This window comes from Streptomyces sp. MB09-02B (assembly GCF_033794485.1).
Lineage (GTDB): Bacteria > Actinomycetota > Actinomycetes > Streptomycetales > Streptomycetaceae > Streptomyces.
The window spans coordinates 1-1,742 of sequence record NZ_JARGEE010000796.1; the positions used below are offsets into that span (position 1 = coordinate 1).

Sequence of the window (1,742 nt, forward strand, 5' to 3'; positions counted from 1 at the left end):
TTGGAAATGTTGATAAAGGACAGGGGATGCCTTGGGCTGCGGCGCTTCGGGGTGCGGCGCTTTGGGTTGCTGCGCTTCGGGTTGCGACGTCTTGGGCTGCGGCTTCCTTGGCTGGTGGGTCGGCGCGTACTTGAGGATGCGGAAGCGGTGGGTGCCCACGAGTTCCTCGCCCACTCGCACATCCATCCGGGTCGTGACGAAGTGCCCGGTGCCGAGCCTGGTGGTCTTCCGCTCCGACACCGACTCGATGACCGAGTCGAAGGTGATCTCGTCCCCCGGCCGCAGGGCCCGCAGGTACTCCTGCTCGCAGTCCGTGGCGACGACGGAGGTACAGCCGGCGTCGTCGAGCAGCGCGAGGAGTTCGTCGTACGCCGGTGAGCGGGTCTCGTGGCCGCTCAGTCCGCCCATCGTCCAGACCTGGAGCATGGTCGGCGGTGCGACGGCGTCCGGTCCGGTGTACGCGGGGCTGGTGTCCCCCATGGCCTCGCACCAGTGCCGGATCATGGGCGAGTTGACGGGATCCTTGCCACGGCCGCCGAGGACGGCCACGCGCCCCTCGTAGGCCTTGAGCCGTACGGACAGGTCCTCGACCATCGTGGCGCAGCCCCCTCCGGTTTTGCTGACTGTCCGTCAGATTGCGGGCCTGCCGCCACGACTGTCAAGAACACCGCAGCGCGGGCACGCGAACGCGGCAGCGCCACGCGGCGGACGCGACGGCGTCACGCGAAGCGCCCAGACCCAGGCCCAAGCGCGCACGGGCACACGCCAGCAACCAGCAACCAGCAACCAGCAACCGAAAACGCCTGTGCGGCGATGCCGAAGCACCGCCTCACAGGCGTGTCACACCCCACAAACATGTCCCACACGTCCTACGTCGTCCGAGGGCGGGGCCACGGGGCCGGGGCGACCTCATCCGTCCGCCCCCGGCCCGACCGGCCGCCCTCGCCCGGCTCACCAGAGGTTGGTGAAGCTGACGACCGCGTTGTCCTGGTCGATGGCCGTGAAGCCGGAGCCGTTGACCTGGGCGGTGTTGTTCTGGTTGGAGGCACCCGAGCCGTTCGCCTGCTGCTGCGAGGTCGACGAGTTGCCGTTGTTGTCGTGACCGACACCGCTGCCGACGATGTTCGCCACGCCGGCGTTCGATCCGTTGTCCGCGAAGGAGCCGTTGTCGGCCGTCGCGACGCCGGTGAACAGGGCGGCGGCGAGCGGGAGAGCCGAGACGGCGGCGAGAACGCGGGCGGTACGGATGCTTGCCATGTGCATTTCCTCCAGGGCCTTTCACACAAGTACGGGTTGCGCCGGGGCAGTTGGCCGACCGCCTCGGTGCGTGTCTTCGGGTCTTCGACGTCGCGAATCAAGAGTTGCCCACCGAATCCCCGGCGAACCATCCCGGAAGCTCCCATTCCCCCTGAAGCGTGATGACAAGTCGATAAACCCCCTTGGATCAAGGAACTCCCAGTTCAGACGGGATGACCTCGCCTGGCGACCGCAAGATCAAGTGAGACAAGGGGCGAAGCGTTCCGGCACATGTCCGGCCGACCCACGAACGAGCCTCCGACGGCCGAAAGCGCACCCCGAACCCCCTTCCCTTTATCGAACACTCATACGAACATGGAGGTATGGCCACCACGGACCGGCAGGCCAGCACCCTGGCCCTGGCACACGCGCTCTCCGCCGCCGAACGCGGACTGGCGGTGATCCCCCTGTCCCGCACCAAGCTCCCGGCCCTACGCTCCCCCCAC

Annotated in this window: 2 protein-coding genes and 1 pseudogene; 1 reads left to right on the plus strand and 2 read right to left on the minus strand. The window is 67.7% G+C overall.

The window, feature by feature from the left end:
* Together P1P70_RS44125 and P1P70_RS44130 are read right to left on the minus strand one after the other, a co-directional pair.
* A partial coding sequence (locus tag P1P70_RS44125; protein WP_319248061.1) for a MaoC family dehydratase N-terminal domain-containing protein occupies positions 1-594 on the minus strand: 594 nt, incomplete at its 3' end.
* Positions 595-951: 357 nt separating this feature from the next.
* On the minus strand, positions 952-1,257 hold the full coding sequence (locus P1P70_RS44130; RefSeq protein ID WP_319248063.1) for a hypothetical protein: 306 nt from the start codon (positions 1,255-1,257) through the stop codon (positions 952-954).
* 362 nt (positions 1,258-1,619) lie between these two features.
* On the opposite strand from P1P70_RS44130, the pseudogene P1P70_RS44135 reads away from it, so the two are divergent.
* Positions 1,620-1,742, plus strand: a pseudogene (locus P1P70_RS44135) (DNA primase); the annotation flags it as partial.